Annotated in this window: 4 protein-coding genes; 2 read left to right on the forward strand and 2 right to left on the reverse strand. The window is 69.8% G+C overall.

Annotated elements, in window-relative coordinates; genetic code table 11:
• Positions 1-1,297, reverse strand: a 1,297-nt coding sequence (locus ACLN58_RS17675) for a sugar ABC transporter substrate-binding protein (protein ID WP_415856557.1), incomplete at its 3' end; no start/stop codon positions are given.
• 240 nt (positions 1,298-1,537) lie between these two features.
• On the opposite strand from ACLN58_RS17675, the gene ACLN58_RS17680 reads away from it, so the two are divergent.
• Positions 1,538-3,229: a glycoside hydrolase family 13 protein gene (locus ACLN58_RS17680; RefSeq protein ID WP_415856558.1), complete on the forward strand. Its 1,692-nt coding sequence runs from the start codon at positions 1,538-1,540 to the stop codon at positions 3,227-3,229.
• A 53-nt stretch (positions 3,230-3,282) separates the two neighbouring features.
• Entirely contained in the window at positions 3,283-4,296 is a 1,014-nt protein-coding gene (locus ACLN58_RS17685; protein ID WP_415856560.1) for a LacI family DNA-binding transcriptional regulator, read from the forward strand.
• 68 nt (positions 4,297-4,364) lie between these two features.
• Here the strand turns inward: ACLN58_RS17685 and ACLN58_RS17690 are convergent, their stop codons facing one another.
• The gene (locus ACLN58_RS17690) at positions 4,365-4,877 is read right to left on the reverse strand and encodes an SRPBCC domain-containing protein (RefSeq protein WP_415856559.1); all 513 of its coding nucleotides are present in this window, start codon (positions 4,875-4,877) and stop codon (positions 4,365-4,367) included.
• Positions 4,878-4,981 lie beyond the last annotated feature (104 nt).

A 4,981-nucleotide genomic window follows, 5' to 3' on the forward strand; every position in this document is an offset into this window, starting at 1 on the left:
CGATCTTCCCCTTGATGGTGTCCGCCATCTTGGCCCACTGGGCCGCGGGGTCGCCGCCCTGGCCCTTGATGATGTTCAGCTCCGTGGAACCCCAGTCGGCCCACACGGAGTCCATGGCCGCGATCGCGGGCATCGGCACGCCCTGGGCGCCGATGTCGCCGAACGCCTTCACGATCGGATCGCCCGCGGCCTTCTGGAACGAGGCCTTGAGCGCCGGCGGGCGGCCGCCGGCCTTGAACATCGAGTCCTGCACGTCCTCGGTGGTGAGGTAGTTGACCACGAACTCGTTGGTCGCGAGCGCGTTGGCGCTCTTCGAGCTGATGTAGAAGCCGTTGACGCCAATGAACGGCTGCGCGGCCTTGCTGCCCGTGGTGGGGAGCGGATCGACCGCGATCTTGAGGCCCTTCTTCTGCATGTCCGGCACGTTCCACGGGCCGGTGAGGTAGAACGGGCTCTCGCCGTTGAGGAACTTCTCCTTCGCAATGTCGCCCGTGAGGTTCGAGTTGAGGATCTTCGTGCCGGTGTCGCCCCAGGCCTTGAGCTTGGCGGCAAAGTCGGCGGAGCCGGCGGCGCCGAGTGCGAACTGCTTCGGGTCGTATTCCCCCTTCGAATCCACGCCGAAGACCTGGACGCCCATGGACGTCTGGAGCGGGTACAGGTGGTACGGGTCGCCCTGCTTGGGGTCGAGGCCCACGAGGAACGCGTACTTGGCCTTGCCCGCGGTCACGGCGGCCTGACCCTTGGCCACGACGTCGTCGAGCGTCGCGGACGCGCTGTCGACGAGCGCGGTGTTGCGGATGAGGCCGATGTTCTCGATCGCGTACGGCACGCCGTAGACCGAGCCGCCGAACGTCATGGCGCGGATCGCGGAGTCCTGGAACGAGCCCTTCTTGTCGCCGAGCTCGAGCGGGGAGATGACGCCGTTCTGGACGAACTTGCCCAGCCAGTCGTGCGGGCCGACGATGAGGTCCGGGCCCTTGCCCGTGGGGACCTGCGTGATGAAGTCGTCGCGGACGGCCGCGAAGTCCTTGATGACGAGCTTGACCTCGATGCCGGTGTCCGCCTTGAACTTGTCGGCCACGGCCTTGAGGGCGGGGGCGCGCTCGGCGTCGAGCCACATCGTGATCGTCGAGGCCCCGGCGGCCGCGAGATCCTTCTTGGACGCGGAGGGCGAAGCGGTCGCGCTCGAGCCGGTCTGGGCGGCCCCGCACGCGCTGAGGCCGAGGAGGGCGAGGGCGCCGGCGGCGCCGACGGTGAAGTTGCGGCGGCTGAGCGCCTGATCGGTGAAACGCACCATCGTTGGTGTTCCCTTCTGGTGTTCGCTGTGTGCGTCACGACCGCGGACAGGCGGCGGGGACACCATCGACGTGTCCCAGCTCACAGGTGGAAGCGTTTCCAGATCTTACACAGGTTTGACGGTTTGGCAAAGGGTGATTTGGGGCGGTCCTAGCAGCTGTCGCTGAGGATAAGCCAGCTATCTGAGATTGGACTCTGCAAGCGTTTCCAGATTTGCATGGCTTGTCCTAGGATGGCCGGCATGCTCTCTTCGACTGCAGTCGGCTTCGGGCCGCTCACTGAGGTCCACGCGGCGTCCGCGTCCCGCGAATGGTGGCGCTCCGCCGCCATCTACCAGATCTACCCGCGCTCGTTCCGCGACGCGAACGGCGACGGCGTCGGCGACCTCCCCGGCATCACGGGCGAACTGCACCAGATCGCCGAGCTCGGCGTCGACGCCATCTGGCTGTCGCCCTTCTACGCCTCCCCGCAGCGCGACGCCGGCTACGACGTGAGCGACTACTGCGACGTCGACCCGCTCTTCGGCACGCTCGAGGACTTCGACGCCCTGAGCACCGCCGCGCGCTCGCTGGGCCTGCGCGTCATCGTCGACCTCGTCCCGAACCACTGCTCGTCCGAGCACGCGCTGTTCCAGGCCGCCCTCGCCGCGGGGCCGGGAAGCGCCGAGCGGGACATGTTCCTCTTCCGCAACGGCCGCGGCGAGCACGGCGAGTTTCCGCCCAACAACTGGGAGTCGCACTTCGGCGGGCCCGCGTGGACCCGGGTCACGGAGCCCGACGGGACGCCCGGCCAGTGGTACGCGCACCTCTTCGATTCGACCCAGCCCGACTTCAACTGGGACAACCCCGCGGTCGCCGCCGAGTTCGAGCGGATCCTGCGCTTCTGGCTCGAGCGCGGCGTGGACGGCTTCCGGGTCGACGTGGCCCACTCCCTCGTCAAGGCCGCGGGCCTGCCGGACTGGGGCGGAAGGGCCGACGGCGCCTCCTCCCCCGGCTTCCCGGGTCACCTTGCGCCGATGTTCGGCCAGCCCGGGCTCAAGGGCGTCTACCGCCGGTGGCGCGAGGTGCTCGCCGAGTACGGCGCGGACAAGATCCTGTGCGCCGAGGCCAACGTTGACCCGCTCCCGCGCATGGCCGAGTGGGTTGCCCCGGGCCAGCAGCACCAGGCGTTCAACTTCCGGTACCTCTCGGCGCCGTTCGCCCCGGAGCCTCTGCGCGGCGTCATCGACGAATCACTCTCGGCGTTCGACGCCGTCGGCGCTCCCACCACGTGGGTGCTGTCCAACCACGACGTCGTGCGGCACGCAACGCGACTCGGCCTCACCGAGGGCGATCTTGCCTCCGGCGACGGAATCGGCGCGGGCGGCCCCACGCCGGATGTGACCCTCGGGCGCGCCCGGGCCCGCGCGGCGTCGCTCTTCATGCTCGGCCTGCCGGGCAGCGCCTACCTGTACCAGGGCGAGGAGCTCGGCCTCGTCGACAACCTCGACATCGCCCCGCACGAGCGGCAGGACCCCACGTTCCACCGCACGGGTGGCGAGCGGGTGGGCCGCGACGGTTGCCGGGTGCCGCTCCCGTGGACCTCCTCCGGGCCGGCCTACGGCTTCAGCCCGAGCGGCGCGAGCTGGCTCCCCCAGCCGGGCCTCTGGGCGGAGCTCGCGCGCGACGCCCAGGCCGCCGATCCGGCCTCCCACCTGAGCCTCTACCGCGAGGCGCTCGGGCTCCGCCGCGAGCACGATCTCGGCGCCGGCTCGCTCGCGTGGGCGGACGAGCTGAGCGTGGGCGGCGTCCTCGCGTTCGTCAACGGCACTATTCTGGTGATGCTGAACCTCGGTTGCACTCCCGTCGAGCTGCCACCGGGCGAGGTGCTTGCTTCGAGCGCACCCGTGGGCAACGCCCTCGGTCCGGGCGAGGCCGTCTGGCTCAGGTTCTAGGGGCCGCGCCGTCGAGAACAGGAGAAAGGAGGGCCGCGTTGGGAGTCATCAGCATTCGTGACGTGGCCGAATCCGCCGGCGTCTCGATGGCGACCGTCTCGCGTGCCCTCAGCGGCCGCGGCAACGTGTCGGAACGAAGCCGGCAGCGCGTGCTCGACGCGGCCTCAAAGCTCGGCTTCGTCCCCTCGTACACGGCCTCGAGCCTCGCCTCGGGGAGGACCCGCAACATCGGCGTCATGCTGCCAAGCGTGACCCGCTGGTTCTTCTCGAGCGTGCTCGAGGGCGCATCGAAGGCGCTCCTCGACGCGGGCTACGACCTCACGCTCTACAGCACGGGCGAGCAGCCCGACGATCGCGAAAGCGTGCTCAACGACTTCCTACTGCGCCAGCGCCTCGATGGCGTCATCGCGGTCTCGCTCGAGCTCTCCGCGGCGGAGGTCGAACAGCTCCTTCGAGTCCGGCGTCCCGTCGTCGGGGTGGGTGGCCCAATCGAGGGCGTCGCGACCCTGAGGATCAACGATTTCGAGGTCGCCCGTCACGCCACCGAACACCTCATCGGGCTCGGCCACCGCGACATCGCACATGTGAGTGGCACGGCCGAATTCGAGCGCGACTTCGCCCTGCCCACGAGCCGCCGCGAGGGGTATCTCGCGGCGATGCGGGACGCGGGCCTCGAGGTCCGCCCGTCCTGGCTTGCCGCGACGGACTTCACGATTCCCGGCGCGTACGAGGCGTCGAAGCGACTGCTCGCGGCGCCCGGCGGGCGGCCCACGGCGATCTTCGCCGCCTCGGATGAGATGGCGTTCGGCGCGATCCTCGCCGCCCGCGACCTCGGGCTGCGCGTCCCGGACGATCTTTCGGTCGTCGGGATCGACGGCCACGACCTCGGCCCGCTCTTCGGCCTCACGACGTTCGATCAGAACCCTCGCAGCCAGGGCGCGGCGGCCGTCGGCATGCTCCTGCGGCAGCTCGACGGCGACGGCGACGCGCCGCGAAGCGACATCATCGAGCCAGAGTTCGTGGTGCGGCAGAGCACCGCGACCCCCGGGGCCCCGCGACGGGCCTGAGTGGCTCGACTGCTGGGGGCTGGGACTGGCGACTGCGGCTCGGGGCCACCGGGCCAGGGGCTGACGGGCTACTCGACGGTCTCTACCGTGTCCGCGGGCACGCCGAAGTACGCGGCGTAGCGGCCCAGGATCAGTGGCCATTCGCTGTACTTCTCGTATTGGTCCCGGCCTTCGGGCCCCCGCGCCCAACCGTCATGGGTGAACGTCACGAGCGTGCCCTCCCCCGACTCGGGATCGTCATCGAACTCGACGCGCACCCGGGTGGGCGCGTCCGGGCGCCACGCGAGCGTCCATGAGAATTCCACGAACGACGGCGGTTCCTCAGCCCGCACTTCCCCCCAGACCTGGGATTCCCCGAGCTCAGATTCCTCGCCGATGATCCCGTCCTCGACGTAAGCGTGAGTCGTGGCACCGAATCCCGTGTAGCTGTCCGGCCACCACAGATGGATGTCGCCCACGAATGCGGAAAACGCAATCTCGCGGGGCGCCGGAACGGCCAGCCGGTAGACGCGGGGCGGAAGTGTCGCGTGCCCTTCCTCGGACGGTTCGGGACGCGAGCCATGAGAAAAGAGCGGTTCCACGCAGAGGATCCTACCCTCCCCTGACCCCCAGGGACCCGCAACGGTCCACCAGACCCCGCAACCGTCGGGACGCGACCCCGCAACCGTCCGGACGCGACCCCGCA

The sequence above is a fragment of the Sinomonas sp. G460-2 genome (genome assembly GCF_047759905.1).
Classification (GTDB): Bacteria; Actinomycetota; Actinomycetes; order Actinomycetales; family Micrococcaceae; genus Sinomonas.

What these genes read in the sequence shown, in the direction of transcription:
- ACLN58_RS17680 (WP_415856558.1), top strand. Translation starts at nt 1,538, where the DNA reads ATGCTCTCTTCGACTGCAGTCGGCTTCGGGCCGCTCACTGAGGTCCAC.